Origin of the sequence: Oceanipulchritudo coccoides (assembly GCF_010500615.1) — a bacterium.
GTDB classification, from domain to species: Bacteria; Verrucomicrobiota; Verrucomicrobiia; order Opitutales; family Oceanipulchritudinaceae; genus Oceanipulchritudo; species Oceanipulchritudo coccoides.
In genome coordinates, this window is sequence record NZ_JAAGNX010000001.1 from 324,838 (window position 1) to 338,006 (window position 13,169).

The 13,169-nt window shown below is 54.8% G+C and carries 10 protein-coding genes and 1 tRNA gene; 9 read left to right on the top strand and 2 right to left on the bottom strand.

All coding sequences use genetic code 11. The annotated features are described in order from the left end of the window. The first annotated feature begins 27 nt into the window (after nucleotides 1–27). On the top strand, nucleotides 28–2,454 hold the full coding sequence (locus G0Q06_RS01230) for an alpha-amylase family glycosyl hydrolase (RefSeq protein WP_163961651.1): 2,427 nt from the start codon (nucleotides 28–30) through the stop codon (nucleotides 2,452–2,454). An 8-nt stretch (nucleotides 2,455–2,462) separates the two neighbouring features. Here the strand turns inward: G0Q06_RS01230 and G0Q06_RS01235 are convergent, their stop codons facing one another. Next, entirely contained in the window at nucleotides 2,463–3,092 is a 630-nt protein-coding gene (locus G0Q06_RS01235; protein WP_163961653.1) for an exopolysaccharide biosynthesis protein, read from the bottom strand. 89 nt (nucleotides 3,093–3,181) lie between these two features. On the opposite strand from G0Q06_RS01235, the gene nadD reads away from it, so the two are divergent. The 3 genes from nadD (at nucleotide 3,182) to G0Q06_RS01250 (ending at nucleotide 7,633) form a co-directional block, all read left to right on the top strand. After that, nucleotides 3,182–3,778, top strand: a complete 597-nt coding sequence (gene nadD, locus G0Q06_RS01240; RefSeq protein WP_163961655.1) for a nicotinate (nicotinamide) nucleotide adenylyltransferase — start codon at nucleotides 3,182–3,184, stop codon at nucleotides 3,776–3,778. A gap of 59 nt (nucleotides 3,779–3,837) precedes the next feature. Continuing rightward, complete coding sequence (gene rsfS / locus G0Q06_RS01245; protein ID WP_163961657.1) at nucleotides 3,838–4,218, top strand: ribosome silencing factor; 381 nt, start codon at nucleotides 3,838–3,840, stop codon at nucleotides 4,216–4,218. Between the two features lie 94 nt (nucleotides 4,219–4,312). Further along, the gene (locus G0Q06_RS01250) at nucleotides 4,313–7,633 is read left to right on the top strand and encodes a response regulator (protein WP_163961659.1); all 3,321 of its coding nucleotides are present in this window, start codon (nucleotides 4,313–4,315) and stop codon (nucleotides 7,631–7,633) included. Nucleotides 7,634–7,765: 132 nt separating this feature from the next. On the opposite strand, the gene G0Q06_RS01255 is transcribed toward G0Q06_RS01250, so the two are convergent. Further along, complete coding sequence (locus G0Q06_RS01255; protein ID WP_163961661.1) at nucleotides 7,766–8,620, bottom strand: PIG-L deacetylase family protein; 855 nt, start codon at nucleotides 8,618–8,620, stop codon at nucleotides 7,766–7,768. A 319-nt stretch (nucleotides 8,621–8,939) separates the two neighbouring features. Here G0Q06_RS01255 and G0Q06_RS01260 point away from each other — a divergent pair. The 5 genes from G0Q06_RS01260 (at nucleotide 8,940) to G0Q06_RS01280 (ending at nucleotide 13,046) form a co-directional block, all read left to right on the top strand. Next, nucleotides 8,940–9,030: transfer RNA gene (locus tag G0Q06_RS01260), tRNA-Ser, on the top strand. A gap of 151 nt (nucleotides 9,031–9,181) precedes the next feature. Then, on the top strand, nucleotides 9,182–10,315 hold the full coding sequence (locus tag G0Q06_RS01265; protein WP_163961664.1) for a tyrosine-type recombinase/integrase: 1,134 nt from the start codon (nucleotides 9,182–9,184) through the stop codon (nucleotides 10,313–10,315). After that, the gene (locus G0Q06_RS01270) at nucleotides 10,312–10,764 is read left to right on the top strand and encodes a hypothetical protein (RefSeq protein ID WP_163961666.1); all 453 of its coding nucleotides are present in this window, start codon (nucleotides 10,312–10,314) and stop codon (nucleotides 10,762–10,764) included. The genes G0Q06_RS01265 and G0Q06_RS01270 overlap by 4 nt, the downstream gene beginning before the upstream one ends. Nucleotides 10,765–10,955: 191 nt before the next feature. Further along, a complete protein-coding gene (locus tag G0Q06_RS01275; protein ID WP_163961667.1) occupies nucleotides 10,956–11,564 on the top strand; it encodes a hypothetical protein in 609 nt (202 codons plus the stop codon). 45 nt (nucleotides 11,565–11,609) lie between these two features. Beyond that, nucleotides 11,610–13,046 (top strand): formylglycine-generating enzyme family protein, encoded by a 1,437-nt coding sequence (locus tag G0Q06_RS01280; RefSeq protein WP_163961669.1) that lies wholly within the window; start codon nucleotides 11,610–11,612, stop codon nucleotides 13,044–13,046. Nucleotides 13,047–13,169: the final 123 nt, after the last annotated feature.

Consider the following 13,169-nt stretch of genomic DNA (forward strand, 5'->3'; position numbering starts at 1 on the left):
CAAACTGTCGGGTGAATGGATTTGGATTTGAAAGAGTTAGTACACCTGAACTGGGCAGCGTGGACCTCCATGGACACGGCTGTGGTCAGCTTCACACGGGATTGGACAAGCCGGAAACTCCCGCAATTGTGGTTTGGGGAGGACCAGTTGAAACTCGAGGGCCTCAAGCGGCTTGATCCGGAACATTTCGGGATTCACGGCGGGTATTATGGAAAGGGGGGCAAGATTCATTTTGTTCTCCCACGCGAATTGACCAAGGAATTGGACATCAAGGGCGGTTTGTTTGTTGCCGGAAGTTTCAACGGATGGGAGGAAGCCATTGGCGATTCCAATTGGAAGATGTCCAATGGAACGGTAAGGGGAAAGCCTTGCCACGTCCTGTCGGTCCCGCAGGCCAGCCTGGACCAGGAAGAGGCGGCGACCTTCAAGTTCGTAACCGGCAAAAAGCACTGGCTTGAGGTGCCCGAGGACACCGCGAATGCGCACGTCGACGGGTTTGGAATCAAGAATTACCTCTTTTCCTCACATCGCAGTGGCCGGCACCTCTTTCGTTTTGAAACGCCTCTTCCGCTCAACCAGAGTGAGGGCCGCCTGCTTTATTTCAAGGTGGACGGCGTGGTGGATTCGATCCGCCTCAGTCCGGGCGTCTTTCTCAAAAGCCTTGAGGCGAAAGGCCCGCTGGGCGCGATTGTCAACGACAACACAACGAGCTTCCGGATATTTGCTCCCCGCGCAATCAAGGTGAACCTCTTTCTCTTTCAGGACCTCGACGGGCCCGAAGGCGATCCCATTCCGCTCAAGTTGACCGATGACCTCGTCTGGGAAGCGCATGTTGAAGGCAACCTGCATGGATGGTTTTATCATTACACTGTAGAAGCCAAGGAGACGGATGAAGTCGGATTCTTCGACCCTGAATTTCGTATTCCGGATCCGTATGCCAAGGCGGTCTGCGGCCCAATGGGCCCGGGGATTGTTGTGGATGATTCATTCTTTGAGCGTGAAGACGATGGATTCAAGGCAGCGCACTGGCATGATCTTGTCATTGCGGAAGCCCATGTACGTGACCTCACGGCCACTGCCCCGGTTGAGATGTCCGATGAGGAACGACTTGGTTTCCGCGGCCTGAAAAAATGGATTGATGACAAGAGCTTTTACCTCAGCGAGCTCGGCGTGAATGCCGTTGAGTTGCAGCCCGTGCACGAATTCGACACCTTGGATAAGGAACAATACGCATGGGGCTACATGCCCGTGAATTATTTCGCGCCCGCCAGCCAGTATTGTAAGGACGCTTCCAGTCTCGACCAGATCGGTGAGTTTCGCGAGCTTGTGAAGAGCTTCCACGGGAAGGGGATGGCGGTCATTCTTGACGTCGTCTACAATCACTTTGGCGAGCCTAATTTCCTCCAGTATCTGGACCGCGAATACTACTTTCTGCTGACGGAGGATGGCCATTATGAAAACTACAGCGGTTGCGGCAACACGCTTGACGCCAACACGCCGATGGTGCGCCGCCTGATGCGCGACAGCCTGATTCACTGGATGGAAGCATTTGGGGTCGACGGATTTCGCTTTGATCTCGGGGAACTGCTTGGGAAGGAAACCCTTGCCTGGCTCGAAACTGAGCTCAAAGCAGTCAAGCCGGAGGTAATCCTCATTGCGGAACCCTGGAGCTTCCGTGGGCATATCGCGGGGGAATTGCGGGAGACAGGATTTGCGTCGTGGAATGATGGATACAGGGAATACATGCGCGAGTACCTTACCCTTCATGCCAATGCCGATCGCCTGGGGTATTTCATGCAGGGATCCTCTCCCGACTGGAGCCGCTTCCCGGCACAGACTGTCAATTATGTCGAGTCACACGACGATCGCTGCTGGATTGACAAAATCACGGAAAACGGCGGCCACGACGGCCATCGTCCGACAGCCAATGACCGCCGCCGCACCCACCTGATGATCGGGATGCAGATGATGTCGCTTGGTATTCCAATGTTGTCCAGCGGAATGGATATGCTCAAATCCAAGGGAGGAACCAATAACACCTACCTCCGGGGCGACTTGAATGCCATTCCATATACCCGCATGACTGAGTATTCCGGAACAGTTGATTATTTCCGCAAGTGGATTGCTTTCAGGATGGGTCCGCTCGGACGCTATCTCCGGCTGGACGAATTCCCGGGTAGTGACTATTTCATGACAAGCCAGCATGAGCATCTCTTTGGGATGATCTACAATGCCCTGCGCACACACGGTCGAGAACGGCTGCTCTATGTCGTCAATCCCGGATACGAATTCGAGGAATTGAGATTTCCTGAGCAGGATCTTGATCGCTTTGAGCAACTGGCTGACTCGGAACGCTGGGGTGATCCAATGCTGGCCGGCCCTCACTTTGAAAGGGCTGGGGAGAGGATTGTCATCCCGCCATTGTCCTGCGGCCTGTTTATAGAACGACTATAACCCGTCGCTCAGGGCAGCATTGATTTGATTGAGTCCTTGATGGTGGTCGCGACCTCCGGTCCATGCACGATGATGGCCCAAATCAGGGCGGCATACAGGAGGACTGCCAGTATCCCGACCACGCATGCCCCGATTGCGAAAAGCCCGTCATCCTCTGTCAATCCGATGCCGATCAGGAATATGACGAAGGCGGGAAAGGTGTTGGTCATCGGGATTGGGATCATCATCAGGATGGCCATGGCAAGAACAAGGAAGCCCATGAGCATACGCCCGCCACGAAGACCCACCCAGCGCATGCGCGGGCGGATGACCCACTCCAGCCGCTTGAAGATCCAGGCCGCCCCCTTGATGAGTTTCTCCGCAAAGCCGCTGCTGATACGGACTCTCTTCAGGCGCGCGGGGAAGACCGGATGGCTTTTCCCGATGAGCATCTGCACGGAAAGGACCAGCAAGAGCAGTCCGAAGGGAATACTATAACCGGCGGCCGGGACGGGAAGTGCACTGGGAAGGGACAGAACCAGCAGAAGCAATCCGAAGCCTCGATCACCAACACGATCGACAAGTTGTTCGACTGTCAGGGCATCGCCATCAGTTTGGAGAAGCGCACCCAGCTCATCCGATAATTTCCTGTGTTCCATCTGGAGGCAAGTTGGCGGGCCCCTTCCGCTCTTGCAACATTTTCAATCCTGACATTGCCAGCGGGCCGGATTCTCCCACAGTATCAGGCATGTTGCGAGAGAAACGGAGGATTGCCTTTTTCGGGGGAAGTTTTGATCCCGTGCATTCCGGACATCTGCAAATGGCACAGGCTGCCGCTGAGCAACTGCGACTGCACCGGGTATACTTTGTTCCTGCCGCGCAAAACCCGCTCAAGGATGCGGCCCCGCAGGCCACGCCGTCGCACCGTCTGGAAATGTTGCGCACGGCCATCCATACTGAGCGGCTCTTTAGTATCTGGGAGGGTGAGCTTGGACGCGACGGGCCCAGCTACACCTTGCAATCCATTGAACATCTCGAGCGCGTCTACCCGAATTCCCATCTGTTCTGGATCATTGGTTCCGACCAGCTCCCGGGCTTGAAATACTGGCGCGGAATCGAAAAACTCGTCCACAAGATTGGCTTCATTCTTGTGATGCGACCGGGCTATCAGCTCGACTGGCCCGGGATTCCGGGACTCAGCCTGTTCCTCGTGAACAACAGGCTCAATCCGGTCAGTGCCACTGAGGTGCGTACCCGCGCAGGCGCGGGCCTTCCCATCGAAGGGCTTGTCCCGCCCGCTGTGGATTCGTACATCCGCGAGAACAGGCTCTACAACGCCGATTGACAATGGCCTGCCACCTTTCATATGTTTGGTCCGTAATCTATGCTTCATAACCCTCATTTATGCCAGTAACCGCAACGAAAGACACCTCGACCCTTCCGCAAACCTTGCAGCGCTGCCTGATCGCGCTGGACCAGAAAAAAGCCGAATCGCTTCGATTGATCGACGTGGGGGAGGTCTCTTCAATCACCGATTATCTTTTGATTGCGACGGGCACCAGTAATCCGCACCTGAAGGCTCTCGGAAAAGTGGTTGAGGAGGAGCTGGATAAATTGGGCCAGGAGGCTCAGGTCACGGGGTCCGGAGACCAGTCTGGATGGGTTGTCATAGATGCCTTTGACTTCATGGTCCATATCTTCACCGGCGAGACGCGTGAATTTTTTAATCTTGAAGGGCTTTGGCGAGATGGGGAATCCATCGACATCGAAGGCTACTTAACTTGAGTAAACAAGCCTGCTGGGAGAACCTTCGGTTTCGGGGCGGGTTTTTTAGAGTGCAAATCTTCAGGGAATTTTTAGGTTCTCCCCCAGAGTCGAGATGCAACTGAGTCCTGAAATCCTCTTGAATGAGCTTTTTTTCCTGATTGCCGCACTGGTAATGGCCTTCCACCTGTTGCTGTACGGGTTGTCCCGCCGGCGGGTCTGGTCCCTCGGTGGGGGAGAATTACTGAGGTTACCAATTGTTATCCTCGTGACTGGAGGGACCTTGCTTTATCTTGAGGGGAGCCTCCGCCTGACGGAGATAGAAAAAGAAAACGCCCGGCAATCGAAGATTCTCTCGGAAACGATGTCGGTGGAAGATATCTATGCTTTCCGGTATCGTGGGGAGGCTGCCCTGAATCGGGCCACCGGTCGGTTTGAGCGCTTTGTCGAGGCCAGCTATCCGCTCCGTCGCTATCCTGTGCTGGTCCGCGTCTACGGACAGGATCTTAACGGCAGCATCCGTTGCCTTGTGGAAGCCAACAGCACAATGTCGACAATCAATGTTCCGGACAGGCCGAGACAGATTGAACCCTCGCTGCACCTGCTGGCGGCCTTCCAGAGCCGGACAACCATCACCAGTGACGAAACGAGTGTTGATGTGGGAAACGGCATTTTTGCTTACTCCAGGACGGCCTCCATTGGCCTCGAATCTCCGGGCTATGTGGTTTCAGTCGGGGTGCCACGGATTGGATTAATCGGGGAAATCCGCGCGGCACAGGAGGACTCCATACGCCTGACAATCCTCATGATCGCGATTGCCACGGTGCTGATGATCACGGCAAACCGCCTCCGGAGCGCTCTTGATCGGCAAAAGCGGCTCGCTTCGGAAATTCTGGATCGTGAAAAGCTCTTCCGAAGCATTTTTGACAATAGTGCCGCAGCCATCTCGGTGATGGACGCGAATGGGAAATTTGAGCGGGTCAATGACCGTTGGACGGAGCTTTTTGGCTACACCCTGGATGACGTCCCAACCCCCATCGACTTGTCGGCGGAAGAGGACCGGGCAGATACTCGCCGTATGGCTCGTTCCCTGTCCACGGGGGATGTGACTGCCTATCGCGTGGAACGCAAATTCCAGCGAAAAGATGGCAGCATCTTCTGGGGAGATATTTCCGTACGGGCACTGCGTGGAGCGGATGGCCAGCTCAAGGGGATTGCCTCCCTGATTCTCGACATTTCCGGCCGAAAGGAAGTGGAGGAATCCCTCCTGCATCGTGACCGACTCTTGACCGGGCTCGCTGACGCCCTTGCGAAGCTGCTTGAATTCCGCGAGGGCTTGGGCTCGGCCATGCCGGAGGCCCTCTCCACGATTGGTTGGGCTGCCAATGTCGACCGGGTCTATATTTTTGAAGAGCACTACGACGAGGCGACCGATGGCGATGTCATCAGCATGCGCTTTGAGTGGGTGGCACCCAATATTACCGCCCAGTTACACAATCCTGTGATGCAAAGCCTGGAATGGGAGTCCGGGTTGGACAGGTGGAAGGAGATCCTGCACCGCAATCAGGTGGTTCATGGAGTCGTGGCGGACATGGAAGCCGAGGAGCAGGAAGTACTGAAGGGACAGGATATTGTCTCAATCCTGCTGGTCCCGATTTTTGTCGAGAACCAGATGTGGGGATTTGTCGGATTTGATGATTGTACCAAGGTCCATCGGTGGAGTGACACGGAAATATCCATTCTACGGGCCGCCGGGAAGGGCTTTGGCATTGCGGTCCAGCGCGAGCGGTCTGAGGCCTCCCTCCTGGCCGCCAAAGATCGTGCCGAAATGCTCAATCAGAAGCTGTCCACGGAAATTGACCGTGCCAATCTGCTTGCGACAGAGGCGGCCGAGGCAAATGAGACCAAGAGCCGCTTCCTCGCCAACATGAGTCATGAGATTCGTACCCCGATGAACGGGGTTCTGGGAATGTGCACGGTGCTGGGCGGGACGGAACTTTCAGACGAGCAGGTGGAATACCTGACCGTGATCCGCAAGAGTGCAGAAGGCTTGTTGGGGATCATTGAGGATATCCTCGACTTCTCGAAGATTGAAGCGGGCAAACTTGAGCTGGATGAAGTCGAGACCAATGTCATCAATCTAGTCGAGGACGCCTTGGACTTGTTCGCCCTTGCGGTCAGCGAAAAGGGTATCGACTTGCTCCATCACATTACCCCGGATGTCCCCGAGAGGGTCTATGTTGATCCGACGCGCTTGCGCCAGATCCTCGTGAACATCCTCGGCAATGCCGTCAAATTCACGAAGAAGGGGCAGATCATGCTCCGGGTGACTTCGGAGGGCCTGGAAGAGGGCAGGGTGAGGCTCATCTTCACGCTCACGGATTCCGGTCCGGGGGTGGATCCGCTCATGCAGGACCATTTGTTCGAAGCCTTCAACCAGCTCGACTCCTCAACTGCCCGCAAATACGGAGGCACCGGCCTGGGCTTGACCATCAGCCAGAAGCTGACCCAGCGCATGGGTGGGGACCTCGCCCTTGACAGCAGCAGTTCCAAGGGATCCACGTTCAGTTTCAATGTCCTTGGAACAACCCTCTCCGGGGGTTGGCTGGAACCCCATCTTCCAGCGGCAGGGGACCCTCCGCACACCGTTCTCCTCTTTGATCCGAACCCTGCCACCCGGAGTTTCTACAGGGACAGGATTTCCTCCCTTGGGGCAGACGTGATTTCCTTTGACGGGAAGCCCGAGGCGGATGCGACCATTCCGGAAAACGCGCTCCTCATCCTGAACCATCCGGAATTGTTCCCGACAACTGAGGGAAGCGTCATTGAGCTTGATCTGCCGAAGGAAAACGGAAAATACCCCGATGCCATAATCCTCGCTTCACCGGGGGAATCCCGCAATTGGGAGATTGCCGGGGTGGAATCGGTTGCCTTTCTCATGAAGCCGCTTCGCTCGCTCGCCCTCGTGCAGATTCTTTATCCCAATGCCCGTAATACGCCTTTACCCTTTCCCAACAGGGCTCGTCAAAAAACCCCGGGGCAGGAACTCAGCGTGCTCATGCGCAACCGGAGAATTCTTGTCGTGGATGACAACAAGACAAACCTCCAAGTTGCCAAGTTGCTCCTGAAACGACACGGCCTCGATGTCGAAATTGTCAGGAGCGGACAGGAGGCCCTTCAGTCTGTCGAAAAGAAGCTCCCGGATGTTGTTTTCCTGGATCTGCAAATGCCCGATATGGACGGATTCGAAACGGCCCGCCGGATCCTGCAAAAGTCCCCGCATCCCTACATTATTGCGATGACCGCTGCCGCCACCACCGATGACCGGCAGGCCAGTGAGGCCGCCGGCATGCGGGATTTTGTTGCCAAGCCAATCAAGGAGAGTGACCTCACCCGGGCCTTGTGGACCTTCTACCATCAATTGAAGGCGGACTAGCTCACAACAGGTCTCCCACCCAAACGCATCTTTTTGCGATTCGCCCTGCCCACAAGTTTGCGCTAAGCCGCTGTCGTGTTCGGCAGCATCGGCCACCTGAAGGCTTCCCAACAAACTCTGAAAGCAAAGATCCTACGTTTTTAAATCTTTAAGCATTCGGTGGCACTCTTCAGCAAATGAATCAAGGATACCTGATGTAAATTGCTCAATGCTGGGACCACTGTCCGCTGTCAACGGGGTCAGATCGATTGCATAGGCCGCCCGATTGCATTGGTCCACCGAGTAGGAATCAAGAAATGTAGCGTTGGCCAACCGCCTGCCTTCAACCGCGAGGTCGTATCGCTTTCCGCCTGCTATCTGCGACTTGAAGACTCCATTCAACTCGGGGGCAAGGCTAGGATGCGTATCAACTGGCTGGATGACCTTCATGGAATCCGGTATCCAATCCAATGCCCGCCAGACCTCGCAACCGAAGACCGTTCGAGGCCGTTTGTCTGCAGGCAGAATCCGTATGGCTTCCAGGACAGCGAGGCACACTCCAATGTGTGAGGCATGCTTATCGAATGGGTTGTGGGTATAAATATAAATGGGCTGCGCCTCCAGAATCAGGTTATGGATCTCCTGAACCAAGTCTTGTCGCTTGCTTGCTTGTTTTGTGCACGAACTGGGATAGCCCAATTGTGCCATGAAGGCGTATTCCCCAAGCTTGGCCGCCGCCCGCTGTTCCTCGACGCGCACCGCCTTCATTTGCTCATCCGAGTAATCCGCGTATGGTCCACTCCTGGCGCTCCCAGCGCCATCGGTGCAAGTAATCCCTCCAAACCATCTGCTATCCCTCTGGTAACATTCCAGGATACCATGCATGGCCATGAATTCCAGGTCGTCCTGATGAGCCCCAATCCCGAGGTGAGTGGTTCGGGTGATGCTGTCCGGCAATCTTCCATCGTCTGGGATGTAAATATCCGAATTTGCGTTTTTCAGTTTCATAGCTGTTTCCCCTTCTAAATTATGCCTTGATGGTTTTTACTGCAGTTGGCGTGCTGACAGGATGTGTGGCATGGTACTGCTTTACGCTGTTTTCGCTAGGAATAATTCTCCGGGATTCAACAAACCGATGGACGATTGGCATTTGTTTTTTGCGGGGGCTTTGTATTGTTGATCGGTTGGTTGTTGAGAATGGCCGCTGCCCCACAACCGATCACCAGCAGGCCAGTGAAGCCTCTGGTCTCCCACCAAAACACATCTTTTTTGCGATTTCTTGTTGCACCCAATTCCCTCATCCCCCAAATCTTCCGCTTTCCCTTTTGGAGAGGTGACAGAGTGGCCGATCGTGCTCGCCTGGAAAGTGAGTGTGCCCCACAAGGGTACCGGGGGTTCGAATCCCCCCCTCTCCGCCATTTTTAATCCAACGACTCGATTGCAAGCCCTCTGGATTGCCGGGATCCTCCTTAAATAAAGGGCTCAACGCTTGATCGCCGATTGCTTTCGGATGGACATGATAAGACAGAATTTGACAAGATTGTACAGGATCTGCAACCATCCGCAACCATGCATGAGAGGGAACTTGCAACCAGAGAACGCCATACCCTGCGCAAGGTTGAACGCAAGGACCGTAAGAACCGTTGGGGTGTAGAGTGGAGGGAGGATGGGAAAAGGCGCTTTCAATTTTTCTCTACCTCAGACGAGCGAGACAAGTTCTTTAGATCGACTCATCTAGCCGGGGAGGTCGAAGACTTTTCCCTGACAGAGTGGCTGAGATGGCAGTCTCTCAAAAGAGACTGTGAAGAGTTAGGTATCGAGCCGGAACAGGCTGTTAACATAGCCCGTGGAGCCAACCTTTCCATTGCTACAGAGAAATCCCTCCATGACCTAACAGAGGCCTATCAAAAGCATGTCACACGCGCTGGGCGCAGCGAAGAGTACCGAAAACACCTCAAAAGCTTCTACGGGCGGTTGGAGGCCTCACTGGGGCCGGACACGCTCTTGCTGGAAATTACCAAAAAGGAGATTCAAGATTTCTTTGATGCACAGGAGGTAGGAGCTGTCACAAAGCGGAATTACAGGGCCTATACAGTAGCCTTATTCAACTATGCGATAGCTGAAGAATGGCTCGATAAGTCTCCAGCAAGTCGATTGAAGATCGAAATCCCCAAGAAGCAAGAGGCCGGTATATTGTCGGTTGAGGAGACTAGGGCAGTCCTGAAGGCCGCGCGGGGGATTTCCCCAGAGCTTGCGGGCCTTATGGCTTTGCAACTGTTTGCTGGGCTTAGAAATGCAAATATCACCCGATTGGAACCCTCGGAGATCGACCTAACCAACAAAACCATCCTCATCCCAGCAGCAAAGTTCAAAACCGGCTCAAGGCACCTCATAGAGGACGCCGGGGAGAACCTTTGGAAGTGGTTGTCACTCTCATCCACTGAGGACTTTTGCGGGTGGACTGCCCGGAACTATAACTGGCGGAAGTCTCAGGCATTCAAAAACGCGAAGATCACTCCACCCAAGAACGCCTTGAGGCATTCCTTCGCCACCTACCGTTGTGCATTGGATGGTAGTGCCGAGAAGGCCAGCTACATTTTAGGGCATCAGAACCCTAGAGAGATTTGGACTGCTTACAAGGGGCTGGCGACCAGAAAGGACGCTGTTAAGTACTTTAACATTCAACCTGTTGGCGTAAAATGAAGAAACAACTGAGCTATAAGAAGATCTCTAAATTAGGTCCGGAGGCATATGCACAAATTGTTGCTGGTGGGGACTTGATGACATACATTGAAATTGAGTTCATTAAAAAAGAGCTGAATGGAGAGATAGAAGGGGAGGAATTTCAGAAACGGGTTTGTCAGAAATTTTTGGAAGCTATCAAAGATGGTAACCATGAGTTTTTTATTCAGTTTGGAGAGTCCTTGGAATACCAGACATTAGACTCTGATAATCCAACCGAACTGATGAAACTTGTTGAGGCAATAGGTGTTTTTGCGCAACTCTGTGACAATATTCCTGACTTGTATCACCTCATAACGGGATCTGGTGTGAAATGCCCAGAGGAATATTCTGACCTCAGGAAACTGGTTAAGGCAATTTTTCCGGATTGGGAGGGAAAACCAGGAAGACCGAGAAAGAAAAAGACCTAAGTTCGTGATTTTTTATTATTTTTGCCGTTGCTGCTGACAATGTCTCGCAAGTTCCTTGCATCTCCTTCCGCTGGCCCGGGATGAAGACGAGTCGAAAGTTGCTCTCTCCAGATGGAAGGGGATCAGGGTGATTTTTACGTTTTAAACTCTTGTTGTTTCTGATTTCGACGACTAAATCAGAACCGTCGCTCATGAAGACCGCCCTTCTGCTCTGCCGCTGCTTTACCGTTTTACTCATAGTCGGACTGTCCGGTCCGTTGTCCGGGCATTCCGGGATCGACTCGGGCGGAGGCAAGTCGGCAATCGGGACCAGTCAAAACCATGTCTCCATCGGATCGCCCTTTGAGACGGCACCGGGAACGGCTGGCGGATACAGGATTCTTGTCGGGCTGATCGAGGTAATGTATCCGTCACTACCGCTGGATCCCAACGCGGACCTGGATGGCAACGGGCTGCCGGACTGGTGGGAGCTGGAGAACTTCGGCCACATCGGGGTGGATCCGGATGACGACCCGGATAAAGACAGGGCAACCAATAAGATGGAGATGCTGGCCAAGACCGATCCCAATGACCCCGCTTCGGTTTTCCGTCCAGCAGTCTACCTCGATGGAACAGATCTGATTCTCCCCGTACAGACGCAGACTGAACGCAATTACATCATCTGGGGCAGTCATGACCTATCCGACTGGACACTTCTCGACACCCTCGTTGGCGACGAAACGCTGGTGGAGTGGAGCTACCCAATCGGTGACCCGGCGGACCTGCCGTACTTCCTGCTGGTGGAGATTGTCCTGCCCTGAACCTCTTTTCCTAAAGTGTGTCTTTAAAATTAGCCTTATATGACCATGAAACCAATCCTCTACGCCCTCCTCTTCGCCTGCTTTTCAGCCACTGCACAACTGAATGCGGCTGTACCCAGCCAGATCCATTATCAGGGGCGGCTGACAGATGCTCAAGGGGATCCGGTCAACGCGACCGTCTCCATGACGGTACGGATGTACGATGCAGCCAGTGGAGGTACACTGCTGTACGAGGAGGTCATTGGCAGCGTTGAATTGGCGGACGGGGTCTATAGTTTCAGCTTCGGCGAGGCGGGGACGCGCACTACCAGCGGTTCGGAGGTGATTCTCACCACTAACGGGGTGAACCAGTTCTTCGCCGGCACGCTCAACGTCTCGCCGATCGACGGGACTGTGGCGGTGAGCGACGGGGTCTACAACTGGTCCCAATCGGGTGGCTCCAGTAGCACAGATTTCAGCGTGAGCTACACCCACGCCACCAAGGCCGTGCAAGTCACTTATTTGGCCGGTATTCCGGAAGCGGGCCTGGACCTGACCGCCACCTACGACTTTATCGACATCTCGGAGATCTTCGCCAGCATGACCGCCTCGGAGCACTGGCTGGCGCTGATGGTCGACGGGCTGGAGGCGGACATACGCACCCGCCTGCTGGCGGTGCCCTATGCGATGAAAGCGCGGGAGAGCGCCGATGCCCAGGTGCTGGCGGCGAAGATGGAATCCCTTCTATCTGAATTGCGGGCAAACAATCTGATTGCCCCTGCGAACTTTGTCATAGTCGAGGGTGGCACCCTAGTGTCCAGTAATGAGTTGAACGGCACGGTTGTCGATACCTTCTACATCGGCAAGCACGAGGTGACCTGGGGCGAGTGGCAGGAGGTGCGCGTGTGGGCTACTGCGAACGGCTACGACAGCTACAGCGTTGGTGCCGGCTGCGCGGAAGACCACCCGGTGCATTCGGTGTCGTGGTACGATGTAGTGAAGTGGTGCAATGCGAAGAGCGAGCAGGAGGGTTTGACGCCAGTGTATACGGTGAGCGGAGCGACTTACAAGAGCGGCTGGCCCTTTCCTACCACAATTGTGCAGGACCTGACGGCGAGCGGCTACCGCCTGCCTTTGGAAGCGGAATGGGAATTCGCCGCGCGCGGCGGCAACCAGAGCAACGGGTACACCTACAGCGGCAGCAATGACTTGATCGCGGTGGGGTGGTACTATGACAACTCCGGCGGTGCGGCGTGTAACTTGCTTGAAGACCGCGGCACTTGGCCGGTGGGGCAAAAGGCGGCCAACGAGCTAGGCCTGCACGAAATGAGCGGCAACGTGCTGGAGTGGTGCTGGGATGCCAACGGCTCCAGTCGCCGCCGCCGCGGCGGCAACTGGAATGACGCCGCCTCCGAATGCACTGTCTCGTACCGGTGGCAAAACAGCCCGGACTTCACGTCCAACAGAATTGGCTTCCGCCTTGCCCGCAGTCCGGGGCGGTAAGTTCCGGAACTCAAGCCAAGCCATGCACAAGGAAAAAGAATCGTAGCGAAGCCTGAACTCGGTGGTTCACCGGTTGCTGGTGATCGAGGGGGCAGTTCAGAAGCTGGGAGCCTCGGTCGACAA

Coding starts and splice junctions, on each gene's coding strand:
- G0Q06_RS01235 (WP_163961653.1), bottom strand. CDS start 3,092: ATGGAACACAGGAAATTATCGGATGAGCTGGGTGCGCTTCTCCAAACT.
- nadD (WP_163961655.1), top strand. CDS start 3,182: ATGTTGCGAGAGAAACGGAGGATTGCCTTTTTCGGGGGAAGTTTTGAT.
- rsfS (WP_163961657.1), top strand. CDS start 3,838: ATGCCAGTAACCGCAACGAAAGACACCTCGACCCTTCCGCAAACCTTG.
- G0Q06_RS01250 (WP_163961659.1), top strand. CDS start 4,313: ATGCAACTGAGTCCTGAAATCCTCTTGAATGAGCTTTTTTTCCTGATT.
- G0Q06_RS01255 (WP_163961661.1), bottom strand. CDS start 8,620: ATGAAACTGAAAAACGCAAATTCGGATATTTACATCCCAGACGATGGA.
- G0Q06_RS01265 (WP_163961664.1), top strand. CDS start 9,182: ATGCATGAGAGGGAACTTGCAACCAGAGAACGCCATACCCTGCGCAAG.
- G0Q06_RS01270 (WP_163961666.1), top strand. CDS start 10,312: ATGAAGAAACAACTGAGCTATAAGAAGATCTCTAAATTAGGTCCGGAG.
- G0Q06_RS01275 (WP_163961667.1), top strand. CDS start 10,956: ATGAAGACCGCCCTTCTGCTCTGCCGCTGCTTTACCGTTTTACTCATA.
- G0Q06_RS01280 (WP_163961669.1), top strand. CDS start 11,610: ATGAAACCAATCCTCTACGCCCTCCTCTTCGCCTGCTTTTCAGCCACT.